We start from the raw sequence: 14682 nt of genomic DNA, 5'->3' as shown, positions 1-14682 counted from the left end.
AAAAAATATAAAATTTGTGTATAAAATTTATGTAGATAAAAATATAAAATAAAAAACAGAAAATACGGTATAATTTTTTTGACCTAATATAAAACAACGTATAAACTGGGTATTTGTCTTATCATATTATGAATATGAAAAAGAAATATTCAATTAACTAACAGGAGAATCTCGTGACAAAGAGGACTTTCCAGCCAAATAATCGCCGTCGTGCAAAAGTACACGGTTTTCGTTTGCGTATGCGTACACGTGCAGGTCGTGCAATTCTAGCAGCACGTCGTCGCAAGGGTCGTTCAGAACTATCTGCATAGTGTGTTAAAAAAACCCTACAGAATGAAAAATCCCTCAGATTTTCTTGAGGTGATAAGAAACGGCGTACGTGTATCGAACAAATACATGGTTGTTCATTACAAAACCGACAAGAGGAATGTAGCTACTCCACTTGTCGGTTTCGTTGTACCTAAAAAGCAATTACCAAAAGCTGTTGATAGAAATCGTGTAAAAAGGCAGTTTAGACATATATTTGCAGGAAAAATAGGTAAAATAGATTCAGGTACACATATCGTTATTCGAATTTTGGCTGATGCAAAAGGTAAAAAATCTTTTGAATTAGAAAAAAAACTAGATATAGCGTTAAAAAGAGCTAAAGAAAAAATGGATAATCGTGTTGACAAAAGCGATAGTTTGGTTATTCAGTAAAATAATTAGAGGATATCAAATATTTATATCCCCAATTATAGGACCAACCTGTAGATACTATCCTTGCTGTTCATCATACATGATAATAGCTTTGCAAAAACACGGAGCAATAAAAGGCTTATTGTTAGGAACTTACAGACTACTAAGATGCAATCCTTTTAGTAAGGGCGGTGTAGATGATGTTCCTGATAAATTTTTCAAAAAACAGTAAAAAATAATACTGGGAGAGAATAAAACGATGATAGATTTCTTTGATACAATACTCTGGCCATTCAAAATAGTAATTTCGTGGATTTTAGTAGGAATACATGACTTACTTTTGTTGGCTGGATTACCAAAAGGTCCAGGTTGGGCTTGGATTCTATCAATTGTAGGTTTGACAATAGTTGTTCGTATTCTTCTAATACCACTATTCTTCAAACAAATAAAATCTAGTAGGGCAATGCAATTACTTCAACCAGAAGTAAATAAAATACGTAAAAAATACAAAGGACGTACAGACTCAATTTCACGTGAAAGAATGCAACGTGAAACAATGGAATTGTACCGTAAACATGGAACAAGCCCGTTCTCTTCTTGTATGCCTTTACTATTCCAGCTCCCAGTATTCTTTGCTCTATATGCTGTATTGAGATCTTCTTATTATGGACAAGTAGTTGGTCCGATTACACTCGAATACACTAAAGAAATTAGTACTTCAAAACTATTTGGTGCATCACTTTCAGATACTTTCGTATCAACAAGTGATACTACCGTACAAATTATTTCGATGGTTTTGATTCTTCTTATGGCTGCATCACAATTCTTCACAATGAAACAATTAACTATGAAGAATATGCCAGCTTCAGCACTAGATGATGAGAATAACCCAGCATTAAAAACTAACAAAATTATGATGTACACAATGCCAGTAATCATGGCAGTTACAGGTGTAAACTTCCAAATTGGTGTACTAATTTACTGGCTAACAACAAATATTTGGTCAATGGGACAACAGTTCTATGCAATCGAAAGAATGCCAGCACCAGGATCAGAAGCTGAAAAGAAACTAAAAGCAAAACGTGCTGCAAAGCGTGCTAAGAAAGGTTTACCACCAGAAGAAATAATTGAAGAAAAACCACGTGGTCAGCGTGTACAACCAGTAAGTAAAAAACGCCAAAAATCTGGTAAAGCTAACCAAGTGGAAAATAAATTAGAAAATGAAACTGAGGAATCAGAAACAGAAAATATACAAGAAAACCCTAATACTAAACTAAGTAAAGAAGAAATCGCACGTCGTCGATATGAAAGAAGAGCAGCTGAACGTAAAGCAGCAGCTAAGAAGAGAAATAAGAAAAATAATTAATAAAAACAGAAAACTTCGATAACATAGTAATAAGGGTTTGAACAATATGTTCAATGAAAGGATTGACAATAATGTCAAAACAGCTTGATGAAGAAGAGATAGCACGTCTCGAAGAAGAGGGCGATTTAGCTGCTGATTATCTGGAAGAGCTGCTTGATATCTGTGATCTAGATGGAGATATTGAGATAGATATCGATAATGGTCGCGCTTTAGTTGAATTAGTTAGTGAAGACAATCCATATGCTTTAGAAACACTAATTGGTAAAGATGGACAAGTTTTAGATGCTTTACAAGAGCTAATGAGACTATCTGTACAAATTTCAACTGGTGAACGATCACGTCTGATGCTTGATATTGCTAATTTCAGAAAAAACCGTCGTAATGAGCTATCAAAAATAGCTGATGAAGCTGTAACAGCAGTACTAGCAAAAGGGGAACCTGTACAGCTACCTCCGATGAATCCATTTGAACGCAAAATTTGCCATGATGTAGTTTCAAATGCTGGTTTGATTTCAAACTCAGATGGAATTGAACCTAATCGTTACGTAGTTGTATACCCATCTAATAGCGAAGTTTAATAAAATAAACCCGAGCATTCGGGTTTATTTTATTTAAATGAGAGGAATTGAGTCTTTGAAAAACGAAGTAAGTCTAGACCATGGATTTAATAAAGAATTCGTAGAGATTAAAAATAGCGAACCAAAATCTAAAGAGAATGAGAAAATAATAAACACAAATTTAAATTCCCAAAATAATAACTTACATTCAGAAAAACAAGAAGACTCATTGCTAGAAACTATAGAAGTAGAAGAATATACTGAATCTGTAAAAGAACTATTTAGTTATGCATTCGGACAGATAGAACACTATGTAAATATGCTCATAGAAGAGGGTAATTTACGAGGACTTATAGGACCCCGTGAACTGTCTAGAATATGGTCTCGACACATAGTTAACTGTGCTGCAATAGATGAATATATACCTAAAAAGGGTACCTTGGCTGATATAGGGTCAGGTGCTGGGCTTCCAGGTATAGTAATAGCGATAATGAATCCAGAATTGGATGTACACTTAATTGAAACTATGCAACGTAGAGTTCAATGGTTACAAGACTGCGTTGAAGAATTAGGTTTAGATAATGTGACAATTTATAACAATCGTGCACAAGAATTACATAAAAAAATTAGTTTTGATTGTGTAACAGCTAGAGCAGTAGGCTCTATAGAAACATTGTCAGCTATAGGTGCTCCACTCATAAGAAGTGGCGGTAAAATGGTGCTTTTAAAAGGAGATAAGGCTGGCGAAGAGCTAGAAAAAGCAAAATATACTTTGAAAAAACATAAGCTTGAAAATCCACAGATATATAAAGTTAAATCTGTAATGTATGATGAAGAAACTACAGTTGTTGAAATAAAGAAAAGATAAATAAAATTGTAGAGGGATATGCTATGGAAACTAAAAAATACTTAAGCTTAAAAGAAGCAGTAGAAATAACAGGTAAATCTATAGCTACAATTAGGCGTAAAAAGGCTGTTTTAGAAGAACTTGGCGCAGTATGTTCAACAAAAGGATGGCAAGTAACAGTTGAGCAATTAACTGAAGCTGGACTAATGAAAAAAGCCACGAAAAAATCTAAAACAGCTGTTAAATCAAGCAATAATAAACCTTATGAACGTCAACTAAAAAACGAATTAGAAAATATAACTAAAGTATATGAAGAACAAATTAAAGATTTAAAAAATATGCTTGAAATAGAAGTTGAAAGAGCTGAAAAGGCTGAAAAACGCTTAGAAAAAATGATGGATTTGCTTGCAGATAACTGTATTATAAAGAAGAAACCACAATCTTGGGGAGTTTTCAAAAGATGAAAAATACAGCAACACTAATTGGTTATAAAAAATGCTCAACTTGTAAAAATATAGAAACTATACTAAAAGATAAAGATATAGACTATACTTACCGTGAAATAGATAAAGATAGCCCTAGTGTTGAAGAAATTAAAGCTTGGCATGAAGTGACAGAATTACCTTTAAAAAAGTTTTTCAACACTTCAGGACTTGTGTATAAAGAAAAAGGGTTAGCAAAAACCTTACAAAACTATACTATAGATGAACAGTATGAATTACTTGCAAGTGATGGAATGCTAGTTAAACGCCCAATATTACTAGTAAATGAACAAGTATATGTTGGTCCACAGGTTAAAAAATACTTAGAAAATATATAAAGTAATTGTTAAAAATAACTAACACTTTAATATTAAAAATATTTCATTAGTTAAATAATTAGAAATATTAAAATAAAAATAATTTATAACGATATATAATTTTAAAAGTATGTATATTGTGTTAATATTTTCTAGTGGCTATTAAATTTTCTAAAGAAACTTCACCAAATCAGGTAGTTTTTGGTGACAATTTAAACGTACTAAAGCAACTACCAGATAACTCTTTTAAAGTGATATACATTGATCCACCATTTAATACTGGTATTGTACAAAAAAGACAAAGTATTAAAACTATTAGAAGCGAAAATGGCAACCGTATAGGTTTCAAAGGTAAAAGTTACGACACAATAAAAGGCATTGCTTATAGTTACAATGATAGCTTTGAAGAATACTGGGAATTCTTGGAACCACGCATTGAACAAGCTTGGCGACTACTGAGTGAAGATGGTACATTTTATCTGCATTTAGATTACCGTGAAGTACACTATGCAAAAATATTATTAGACGCACTTTTTGGTAGAGAATGCTTTTTGAATGAGGTTATTTGGGCATATGATTACGGTGCAAAGTCAAAGAAAAAATGGCCAGCAAAACACGACAATATATTAGTTTACGTAAAAAATCCTAATAAGTACTATTTCAATAGCGAAGCAGTTGATCGTGAACCATATATGGCTCCAGGACTAGTAACCAGTGAAAAAGCTAATAACGGTAAACTACCAACAGATACTTGGTGGCATACAATTGTTTCACCTAACGGGAAAGAAAAAACTGGTTATCCAACTCAAAAACCTATTGGTATTCTGAGACGAATAATACAGGCAAGCTCTGAAGAAAATGATTGGGTCTTAGATTTTTTCGCTGGAAGTGGTACAACTGGTGCTGCAGCACTTGAGTTGAATAGAAAGTTTTTCTTAGTGGATAAAAACTCTCAATCAATGCAAGTAATTAAAAAACGTTTTGAAAAATATGAAAATATAGATATTGAATTTAGTGAAATATAAATGTTTCACGTGAAACAATTCTTATCAGCGTTCAAATGTGAAAACTGATTGAAAAAGTAGTAGTATTTAACGTACTACAATATCGCAAACTTTGTATATAACGACAAGAAACATTGAAAGGGATTGAAATGGCATATACTCCAAATGCTGACAATTCCACACCATTAGCTGCAAGTGTTGCTGAAAAACTGAGAATAATGAAGTTGCTTGAAACTAAAGAAATTACTAAGCCATCAAGTACAAGAATTATTACAGTCAGCAACCAAAAAGGTGGAGTGGGAAAAACTACAACCACAGTTAATATTGCAGCAGCAATGGCTAAACATGGATTGAATGTTCTTGTTATAGATGCTGATCCTCAAGGAAATGCTTCGACAGCTCTAGGTGTGGAGCATCAAGTAGGAACACCTTCGATATATGAAGTTATAGTTGACAATAAGCCAATCGAAGAAGTTATTCAGAAGTGTTCAAGCTTTGAAAATCTGTATGTTTGTCCCTCTACAATAGACTTGTCTGGTGCAGAAATTGAACTAGTTTCAGCTACTAATCGTGAATTTAGATTAAAAAATAGCCTTCAAAACTTTCTACAAAAATATAAAGACTTTGACTTTGTTTTCATTGACTGTCCGCCATCTCTAGGGTTGATGACAGTTAACTCTTTTACGGCAGCAAAAGAAGTTCTCATTCCTATTCAATGCGAGTACTACGCTCTTGAAGGGCTAAGTTTGCTGTTGAATTCAATTGAAATGATTAGAACTAACTTGAATCCAGATTTAAAGTTGTCAACAATTCTATTAACTATGTTTGATAAACGTACAAATTTATCACAAGAAGTTGCTGAAGAAGTTAGAAACTATTTTCCTGATGACACTTTGGAAGTAGAAATACCTAGGTCAGTGAAAATTGCTGAAGCTCCTTCTTATGGTCAGACTGTAATAACCTATAGTGAACAGTCGGTAGGTTCACTAGCATACCAATTAGCCGCTTTCGAAATTGCAGGGAGATAAAAATGTTAGCATTAGGTCGAGGAATTTCATCTCTAATACCACAAGCTCCAAAACAGCCTGAAAACGAAGATAAAAACGTTAGTGAGCCAAATATTGCTAACCCTATGAGCGATCTCCTACAATCCTCAAGCAAGCATGAAAAGGGTGGTTCTAAGCGTGACTTGCTAACACCAAAAACAAGCGGTTTTGAACGTGTTATCGCTAAGCAAAAAAATAATGTTTCACGTGAAACTAAAGCTACCAGTAATTTATTACCTATACCAGGAACTAGTTTCGGTGAAATTTTAATAAGTGAGATTGTTCCAAATCAAAAGCAACCAAGAAAAGTCTTTGAAGATGAATACATTAAGGAACTTTCTGAGTCCATAAAAGAAGTAGGAGTACTACAGCCTATCGTAGTTAGGGCAATTGAAAGCTCTAAAGCTTCAGCGCCAAAGTATGAACTAATAATGGGTGAGAGGCGTTTGCGTGCCTCTAAGCTTGCTGGTAAGGAAAAAATCCCAGCAGTTATACGTAAAACTAGTGATGATGATATTTTACGTGATGCTTTACTTGAAAATTTACATAGGGTTCAGCTAAATCCGATTGAAGAGGCTTCGGCATATAAGCAGTTATTAGAGGACTTTGGCTGCACGCAAGAAGAACTGGCAAACCGCATAGCCAGATCAAGATCACAATTAACTAACACTCTTCGTCTGCTAAAACTGCCAATGTCTGTACAGGAAAAACTTGTTTCAGGTGAGCTCACTAATGGCCATGCAAGAGCTTTACTATCACTCAAAGATGAAAGTAAAATCCAAAGTTTAGCTGAACGTATCATAAAAGAGGGTTTGACTGTTCGAGCTGTTGAAAAAATAGTAGGTTTGGGTGAAGAAGTAAAACAAGAAGTAAAAGAAAAAGCTAAGCCTAATGACCGCAAATTCCATGCACATACTAAAAAACTAAATGATACTTTAGGCTCAAAAGTATCTATAAGTATGGGTAAAAGGAAAGGTAAAATCGTTATAGAATTTAAAGGTGATGAAGAATTAGAAAGATTAATTCAATTAATTACGGAATAGTATCTATAACAAACAAAATATAGTAAAATCTCCATAACTTGTATAAACAATCATTTGGATTAAAACAAAGTAGGTAAAAATGACAAATCTCAGAGATGACTCAAACGAGTCAAAAGAAACGAAAGGAACAATGCTCGACCCATGGATTAATAACTATGCAGAACGAGCTAACAACCTTCGATCCTCTGAGATACGAGCGCTATTTTCAGTAGTTTCACGTCCAGAAGTTGTATCCCTAGCTGGTGGTATGCCTAACCTTAAAGATCTACCTATAGAACGTCTAGCAGAAAGTGCCAAAAAGCTGATTCTAGAAAACGGTGCTGTTGCAATGCAATATGGTCAAGGGCAAGGTTATAAACGTTTACGTGAACAAATTCTAAATGTGATGGCTTATGAAAATATCAAATGCGATCCTGATGATATTGTTGTAGCAACAGGTTCACAACAAATTCTAGACCTTATTACTAGTATTTTTATAAACCCTGGTGATGTAGTTTTAGTTGAATCTCCATCATATGTTGGTGCTTTGGGGGGATTTAGATCTTATCAAGCAGATATCCAACACGTCCTAATGGACCAAGATGGAATAATTCCTGAAGCTTTGGAAGAAAAAATTATAGAGGTAAAAAAGTCAGGAAAAACAATAAAATTCCTATACACAATACCGAACTTCCATAATCCAGCTGGTGTTACTTTATCGGTTAAAAGACGTCCACAAATAGTTGATATATGTAACAAACACCACATATTGATTGTGGAGGACAATCCTTACGGTTTGCTAGGATTCAACAACGAGACTTTCCCAGCTCTACATAGTTATGCTCCAGAAAGCGTAGTTTACCTTGGATCTTTCTCAAAAATATTCGCACCAGGTTTTAGAGTTGGTTGGGCAGTAGCTCCTCACGCTATACGCAACAAGCTCATTTTGGCTGCTGAATCAGCAATTCTTTCTCCTAGCATGGTTGGGCAAATGGGTATATCTGGCTATTTGGAAGAATATGACTGGTACGGACAAATCGAAAAGTTCAGAAGTATGTATAAAGAGCGTAGAGACGCAATGCTACAAGCTTTAGCTGACTATATGCCAAACTGTACATGGACTGTTCCAAAAGGTGGCTTTTACACATGGGTAAAAGTACCAGAAGGTATTAACACTAAAGAAATGCTACCTAGAGCAGTAACTGAACTGGTCGCTTATGTTCCGGGAACAGCGTTTTATGCTGATGGACAAGGTACGTCTTATATGCGATTAGCATACTGTTACCCAACACCAGAGTTCATCAGAGAAGGTGTGAGAAGATTATCAGTAGTACTAAACAGAGAAGTAGAACTAGTCGAATTATTCGGAAGTAAAGAGTAAGGAAGAAAAGTGTCTGAGACTAAGAGTTACGAGCCGAATGAACTGAATATAACTACAAGCAATCCTAAACGTATAATTGTTATTGCTGGTGGTTCAAATCATGAGCGTGATATTTCATTACGAAGTGGTAACCGTGTGGCTAATATATTAAAAACTCTCGGTCACATTGTGAAAATAGTTGATTTAAATGAAGAAACTATAGATGAAATAAATAGTTTTACCCCAGATCTTGTTTGGTCGCTTGTGCATGGCGAACTAGGTGAAGATGGTTCTTTACAAGACTTGCTTGAAACTTTGCAATACCCTTATGTTGGTTCAAATGCTCAGGGATGTCGTATGGCGTCATCTAAACCAATAGCCAAATCTAAAATAATGGAAATAGGATTGACAACACCAGAATTTATTTCTTTACCACAAAGAGCGTTCAAAAACTTTGGAGCTACTAAGGTTTTGAAAGCTATAGCTGGTAAACTTGGTTATCCTTTAGTCATAAAACCGTCAGCTGGAGGAAGTGCATTAGGTGTATCGTTTGCAAATGACGATTTGAGTTTGCGTGAATCAATGATTGAAGCCTTTGTGTACGGTCGCCATGTTCTTATCGAAAAAGCTGTAAAAGGTAAAGAACTAGCTGTGAGTATAGTTGAATTTGACGGAAAGCCTATTGCTTTGCCTATAGTTGAAATTTCAACTCGTGAAGGTGACTATGACTTTGATGCTCGATATATTGCTGAACGTACGGAGTACTTTACGCCAGCTCGTATAACTGATAATCAAGCTGAAAAAGTAAAAGATTTTGCTGTGAAAGTGCATGAAACTTTGGGTTTGAAGGACTTGTCAAGAATTGATGTTATTCTAGATAAAGAGGAAAATATTTGGTTCCTAGACGCAAATGTTACACCAGGAATGACAGATACTTCTCTTCTTCCACAAGCAGCACAAGCTTATTCATCATTTGAAGAAATAATTGAACACATCGCTCAAATAGAGAGATAACTAATACACTAAAAGTCCCTAGTGTTTTGCTAGGGACTTTTGCTTTTAAAACTTATGTTTACAATACTTTTTTGATATAAGTTACAATTAATATTTATATAGTTTGCTCTATGTTTATCTGACTTGAATTACAAATATTAATACGAATATGACATGAAGTGAGGGTATTTTAAAGTTGATATATCTGAATAAAGCACAAGAGTGCAACTAAGCTAGTAGTAGCAATAAGAGCATTTAAACTAAGTATTCTATTCTCCATCCTTGAGCTTTAAATAAAAAAGGGTCAGAAGCTTAAACTCCTAACCCTTTAGATATAATTAGATTATTCACTAATGAAACGATTTATACCGTCTAGAAGTGTCTGTTTTGTTTGTGATCCTACGATGTTAGCTACAGCTTCACCTTCATAGAAAATGTTGAATGTTGGAACTGAAAGAACACCATATTTAACAGCTAAATCACGTGATTCGTCAATATCTACCTTAACAACTTTAGCTTTTCCTTCTAGTTCTTCAGCTAGTTTTTCGACAGTTGGTAGCATTCCACGGCATGGTGGGCACCAAGTTGCCCAGAAATCAACTAGAACTGGAACATCGCTTTTTAGAACTTCAGCTTCAAATGTTTCACTTGTAACTGCAAGTGCTTTACCCATTTCGTACCTCCCAAGATAATGAGTTTACATAAAGACTTATAAGTATAGAACTAATCTCTCAGTAATCTTTGTTTGTTCTATATTTAGAACTGCTCTTATATAAATACAATAAAAACAGCTTTCTATATGTTTAAACAACGTATTGCTAAGTTTATTCCATCTTAGGTAAAACCTATTAAACAGAACAGAAGTCTATTGAAAGTTATTCCCCAATTGAGGACAAATACCTTTCAGTGTCTATTGCTGCTTTACAACCAGAGGCTGCTGCTGTAATAGCTTGCTGATATGTGTGATCAGCTACATCACCACAAGCAAAAACGCCCTCAATATTGGTGAAAGAATTAGGTTCATGGACTTTAATATACTTTTGTTCATCTAAGTCAATTTGCTCAGAAATTAGCTCTGTACGTGGTGTATGGCCAATAGCTACGAACATACCTGCTGCTGGAATTGTTGTCTCTTCACCAGTTATGTTATTGCGTATAAGAGCTGATTCCATAGAGTTATCACCGTTAATACCAATAACTTCACTATCAAAAACAAACTCTATTTTATCGTTATTTAAAGCACGCTTTTTCATTATTTCAGATGCAGGCATTTTATCTAACGATTTACGGTACACAACAGTAACTTTTGTGGCATATTTAGTAAGGAAAGTTGCTTCTTCCATAGCTGAATCTCCACCACCTACAACAATTAACTCTTTATCTTTGAAGAAGAAACCATCACAAGTAGCACAATATGAAACACCTTTACCAGATAAGCGTTCTTCATCAGCTAAACCTAATTTTCTAGGTTCAGATCCTGTAGCAAGAATTACAGTTTTTGCTAGGTAAACTTCATCGTCAGAAGTAATAATTTTCTTTACTTCTCCATCTAATTCAACGCGTGTAGCGTCAGCATATACGACTTCAGTGCCAAAACGTTCAGCTTGTTCTTGCATATTAGTCATCAAATCAGGACCCATTATGCCCTCAGGGAAACCTGGAAAGTTTTCAACCTCATTAGTTGTCATCAATGCGCCACCAGCACTGAAAACACCAGCAATCACAACTGGTTTCAAGTCAGCACGTGCTGTGTATATTGCTGCTGTGTAGCCAGCAGGACCAGAACCGATAATTACGACATCATGTACTTTTTGATTGACTTTTTCTTCTGACATATTTATCCGATTTCTTTTGTAAACAATTTATATGTATATATTTTATTAGAACAAAAGTTTCTATGTAAAAATTCCGCATCACATATAGTCATGTATTCTTTTAGTAATTACAAGATTATAAACGATTTTTAGTCTTTTATATAGTAAAAATTTATGTGTATCTACTCCTGTGAATTTTACATTGTACTAAAGAAGAAACAATAAATATAAATTATTTAAAGGTGAAATTTAAAATTAGTGTCACTATGAGTATTATTACTGAAATTATGGTTTTAACCGCTTATTTTAAAGTGGGAAAATGTGTAAAATGCTATCTAGCTTTGAAATCAATTAAGGCTATTTTATTGAATGGTGTTAATAAATTTCGCTATTAGCAGTATGGGTGCAGTAAGTAGTAAAGTATAGGGAGTTTATATTGAAGAAAAAACTTCGTTTTACCGTAATAATTTTAACTTTTTCAATTGTATTTATTTATGCAGGTTTATCTATCTACTTTGCACATTCAATTGCTAAACCAGATACATTATCTTTGCAGGAAGAAGAAAAGTGGGAAAAAGACCATAGTCTTTGGAATGACTTTGATAAGTTGGAAAAAGTTGATTTCCAAGTAAAAGGGTATCAAAATTACCCATTGAATGCTGTTCTTGTACCAGCCAAAGAAAAATCTGATAAGTATGTGATTGTGTCACATGGCTTTACTTCTAACCGTAATGGCAGTGCGAAATACGTGGATGTTTATCGGAGTCTTGGATTTAATACTATTATTTATGATGTTAGAGGGCATGGAAAAAATACTAAAGTTCCAGTTACGCTGGGAAATGTTGAGTCTGCTGATTTAGCCAAAATAATAGAATATGTTTACAAGCGTTTTGGTTCTGATATTACTTTGGGTTTGCATGGGGAATCTATGGGTAGTTCTATTTCCCTATCTGTTTTGGCTAAAACACAAAAATTGAAGTTTGTGGTAGCTGATTGTGGTTTTACTAACTTATATGATTTGATTAAAGGTGGCTATCAAAACTATCATCTAACTCCTCTCATTCATGGCGTTAATTTTGTCATGAAACATTGGTATAACTATGATATGAAAGATACTAGTGCTATTTCGGCTGTGAAAAATAACCGAGTTCCGATTTATTTTATTCATGGAGAAGAAGATACTTTTATTCCACCTAAAAATAGCAAAGATCTTTTTGATGCGAATCCTAGTTATGATGAACTATATTTAGTTAAAAAAGCAGGTCACGCTAATTCTAGGGAAGTTTTGGGATTAGAAGAGTACACAAATCTAATTCGGGGCTTTTTAGAGAGAATAGATAAATAAACTAATGCAGTTTTGTGTCTAAAATTAGATGATTCATTACTGTTGACTTATCTGTGGTGTAGTTTCGTGTTTAGACTAAAACTTTATAAAAAGTGCTTAAAATTTAATATTTATGTAATTTGCAGTATGAAGTATGTAGCTATAGTACGCGAGTGTACAAAAGGAAATGAGATATTTGTATTTCAAAGGTAATGGTTCTATTTTACACTTATACAGATTTTCTTTATATTTCTGGAACTATGGTGAAGTTACTTTATGTTTTAAACAACATAAAACGAAAGTGATAATAACTTTAAAGTTACGCTCTTTAAATAAAAGTTGGGGAACGCAAATACACGTTCCCCAACTTACTATCAAACTATAAATTCTTCAAAATATTATCTACGCTTTCTTTGGCATCACCGAAAAGCATACTTGTATTTTCTTTGAAGAACAAAGGATTTTGAACCCCTGCATATCCAACTGCCATGGAACGCTTGAAAACAATAACGTGTTTTGATTCCCAAACGTGTAGCACTGGCATACCTGCAATAGGTGAGTTTGGCTCATCTAAGGCTGCAGGGTTTACAGTATCATTAGCACCAATAACTAGAACTACGTCTGTTTCTGGTAAGTCGTCATTTATTTCGTCCATTTCCAAAACAATGTCGTAAGGAACTTTAGCTTCAGCTAATAAAACATTCATGTGACCTGGAAGACGACCAGCAACCGGATGGATAGCAAAACGTACGTTTACTCCCATAGCGCGTAATTTTTCGCATAAATCTGCTACTGGATATTGTGCTTGTGCAACAGCCATGCCGTAACCTGGAGTAATTACTACACTGCGTGAGTTCTTCAAAAGCTGTGCTACATCTTCAGCAAAAATTTCTACATGCTCACCATATTCTTGGTCTGAGCTTCCTGCTACTTCTTGTCCAAAACCACCCAAAATAACTGATATGAATGAACGGTTCATAGCTTTGCACATTATTGCTGAAAGAATTGCGCCAGATGAACCCACTAAAGCACCAGTCACAATTAATAGGTTATTTGACAACATGAAACCTGAAGCTGAGGCTGCCCAACCAGAGTAGGAGTTTAGCATAGATACAACAACTGGCATATCTCCACCGCCAATTGCGGCAACTAAATGGATTCCTAATAGCAAAGATAATACAGTCATTGCTACTAGTAGCCATATTGATGGATGTGCAACGATTACAACCATACCAATAGCGATAACTAGTACTACGATTAGGTTTAGCCAGTTTCTTGCTGGTAGAACTAGAGGGGCCGATTTTATTTTTCCTGATAGTTTTAGGTAGGCAACGATAGAACCAGTCAAAGTTACTGCACCAATGAATATTCCTAAGTAGATTTCTATTATGCTAGCAGTTGTTAGTTCAGCAAAATCAGTTTCTAGAACGTAAGAGTTAAAACCTACGATTACTGCTGTTGCACCCACAAAGGAATGAAGAAGTGCTACAAGTTCAGGCATACCAGTCATTTCGACTTTCTTAGCCTTGTAAATGCCGATTAACGCACCTATTAACATTGCTAGTACTATTAGCAGTAGGGTAACTAAAAATGGTCGTTGACCTGTTAGTTCTAGCGCTTGTGAACTGCTTGATTTTACTTCTGGACGCACATGAGTGAATGAGTTTACGAAAGCTAGTCCTATAGTGGCTATTACCGCAATAAACATACCTGTAATAGCGAAGTAGTTTCCTCGTTTAGCTGTTTCATGTTTTGATAGTCCAGCTAGGGCTAGAATGAAAAGAACGATAGCAATTACGTAGGAAGTATTGCTTAGGCTAAAAATGTTAGCTAATAAGTTAAGTATTTCGTCTGTGTAAATCTGGTCCATTT

At 34.7% G+C, this 14682-nt stretch carries 17 protein-coding genes; 14 read left to right on the top strand and 3 right to left on the bottom strand.

The features are described 5' to 3' along the window. Window positions 1-173: 173 nt before the first annotated feature. The 13 genes from rpmH (at window position 174) to HCQ94_RS06150 (ending at window position 9693) form a co-directional block, all read left to right on the top strand. Window positions 174-311 (top strand): 50S ribosomal protein L34, encoded by a 138-nt coding sequence (rpmH, locus tag HCQ94_RS06210; RefSeq protein ID WP_120789077.1) that lies wholly within the window; start codon window positions 174-176, stop codon window positions 309-311. 1 nt (window position 312) lies between these two features. Continuing rightward, window positions 313-699 (top strand): ribonuclease P protein component, encoded by a 387-nt coding sequence (gene rnpA, locus HCQ94_RS06205; protein WP_269775636.1) that lies wholly within the window; start codon window positions 313-315, stop codon window positions 697-699. Beyond that, window positions 665-910 carry a membrane protein insertion efficiency factor YidD gene (gene yidD, locus HCQ94_RS06200; protein ID WP_442858902.1) on the top strand — a complete coding sequence of 82 codons (246 nt, stop codon included), beginning with the start codon at window positions 665-667 and terminating at the stop codon, window positions 908-910. Before rnpA ends, yidD begins: the two co-directional genes overlap by 35 nt. Window positions 911-937: 27 nt before the next feature. Beyond that, window positions 938-2044, top strand: coding sequence for a membrane protein insertase YidC (gene yidC, locus HCQ94_RS06195; RefSeq protein ID WP_166982673.1), 1107 nt, complete (start codon window positions 938-940; stop codon window positions 2042-2044). A 71-nt stretch (window positions 2045-2115) separates the two neighbouring features. Then, window positions 2116-2622, top strand: coding sequence for a Jag family protein (locus HCQ94_RS06190; protein ID WP_166978206.1), 507 nt, complete (start codon window positions 2116-2118; stop codon window positions 2620-2622). Between the two features lie 55 nt (window positions 2623-2677). Next, window positions 2678-3469: a 16S rRNA (guanine(527)-N(7))-methyltransferase RsmG gene (gene rsmG, locus HCQ94_RS06185; protein ID WP_332835446.1), complete on the top strand. Its 792-nt coding sequence runs from the start codon at window positions 2678-2680 to the stop codon at window positions 3467-3469. A 23-nt stretch (window positions 3470-3492) separates the two neighbouring features. Further along, on the top strand, window positions 3493-3912 hold the full coding sequence (locus HCQ94_RS06180) for a hypothetical protein (protein WP_166982671.1): 420 nt from the start codon (window positions 3493-3495) through the stop codon (window positions 3910-3912). Further along, the gene (locus HCQ94_RS06175; RefSeq protein WP_166978212.1) at window positions 3909-4268 is read left to right on the top strand and encodes an ArsC/Spx/MgsR family protein; all 360 of its coding nucleotides are present in this window, start codon (window positions 3909-3911) and stop codon (window positions 4266-4268) included. The genes HCQ94_RS06180 and HCQ94_RS06175 overlap by 4 nt, the downstream gene beginning before the upstream one ends. Before the next feature lie 134 nt (window positions 4269-4402). Continuing rightward, a complete protein-coding gene (locus tag HCQ94_RS06170; RefSeq protein ID WP_166982669.1) occupies window positions 4403-5272 on the top strand; it encodes a DNA-methyltransferase in 870 nt (289 codons plus the stop codon). A gap of 128 nt (window positions 5273-5400) precedes the next feature. Continuing rightward, window positions 5401-6279 carry a ParA family protein gene (locus HCQ94_RS06165; protein WP_166978216.1) on the top strand — a complete coding sequence of 293 codons (879 nt, stop codon included), beginning with the start codon at window positions 5401-5403 and terminating at the stop codon, window positions 6277-6279. A gap of 2 nt (window positions 6280-6281) precedes the next feature. Further along, window positions 6282-7340 carry a ParB/RepB/Spo0J family partition protein gene (locus HCQ94_RS06160; protein WP_166982667.1) on the top strand — a complete coding sequence of 353 codons (1059 nt, stop codon included), beginning with the start codon at window positions 6282-6284 and terminating at the stop codon, window positions 7338-7340. A gap of 79 nt (window positions 7341-7419) precedes the next feature. Beyond that, window positions 7420-8700 carry an aminotransferase-like domain-containing protein gene (locus HCQ94_RS06155; RefSeq protein ID WP_166978220.1) on the top strand — a complete coding sequence of 427 codons (1281 nt, stop codon included), beginning with the start codon at window positions 7420-7422 and terminating at the stop codon, window positions 8698-8700. Between the two features lie 9 nt (window positions 8701-8709). Beyond that, the gene (locus HCQ94_RS06150; RefSeq protein ID WP_232525725.1) at window positions 8710-9693 is read left to right on the top strand and encodes a D-alanine--D-alanine ligase family protein; all 984 of its coding nucleotides are present in this window, start codon (window positions 8710-8712) and stop codon (window positions 9691-9693) included. A gap of 322 nt (window positions 9694-10015) precedes the next feature. On the opposite strand, the gene trxA is transcribed toward HCQ94_RS06150, so the two are convergent. Continuing rightward, a complete protein-coding gene (trxA, locus tag HCQ94_RS06145; protein ID WP_166978222.1) occupies window positions 10016-10345 on the bottom strand; it encodes a thioredoxin in 330 nt (109 codons plus the stop codon). Between the two features lie 202 nt (window positions 10346-10547). Then, complete coding sequence (trxB, locus tag HCQ94_RS06140; RefSeq protein ID WP_166982665.1) at window positions 10548-11507, bottom strand: thioredoxin-disulfide reductase; 960 nt, start codon at window positions 11505-11507, stop codon at window positions 10548-10550. Between the two features lie 415 nt (window positions 11508-11922). On the opposite strand from trxB, the gene HCQ94_RS06135 reads away from it, so the two are divergent. Further along, window positions 11923-12831, top strand: a complete 909-nt coding sequence (locus HCQ94_RS06135) for an alpha/beta hydrolase (protein ID WP_166982663.1) — start codon at window positions 11923-11925, stop codon at window positions 12829-12831. A gap of 358 nt (window positions 12832-13189) precedes the next feature. On the opposite strand, the gene HCQ94_RS06130 is transcribed toward HCQ94_RS06135, so the two are convergent. Further along, complete coding sequence (locus HCQ94_RS06130) at window positions 13190-14680, bottom strand: NAD(P)(+) transhydrogenase (Re/Si-specific) subunit beta (protein ID WP_166982661.1); 1491 nt, start codon at window positions 14678-14680, stop codon at window positions 13190-13192. Window positions 14681-14682: the final 2 nt, after the last annotated feature.

The organism is Actinomyces sp. zg-332 (assembly GCF_011751945.2).
Taxonomy (GTDB): domain Bacteria; phylum Actinomycetota; class Actinomycetes; order Actinomycetales; family Actinomycetaceae; genus ZJ293.
The sequence above is the reverse complement of the archived record's forward strand: the minus strand, read 5'-3'. Positions and strand labels throughout refer to the sequence as shown.